Below are 248 nucleotides of genomic sequence, written 5' to 3'. Positions count from 1 at the left end.
AAGGCCGAGGCCAAGCAGTCCATGAAGGACTTCAAGTCCGATCAGGAGGTGCGTTGGTGCCCCGGCTGTGGTGACTACGCGGTCCTGGCCGCGGTGCAGGGCTTCATGCCCGAACTCGGCCTGGCCAAGGAGAACATCGTCTTCGTCTCCGGCATCGGCTGCTCCTCACGCTTCCCGTACTACATGAACACCTACGGGATGCACTCCATCCACGGCCGCGCCCCCGCCATCGCCACCGGACTCGCGTC

The 248-nt window shown here is 64.9% G+C and carries 1 pseudogene; it reads left to right on the top strand.

Annotated features, from left to right (window positions below):
• Nucleotides 1-248, top strand: a pseudogene (locus tag AC5P1C_RS44040) (2-oxoacid:ferredoxin oxidoreductase subunit beta); the annotation flags it as partial.

Source organism: Streptomyces sp. A18 (assembly GCF_059026065.1).
This window is presented reverse-complemented; position numbering and strand designations above follow the sequence as displayed.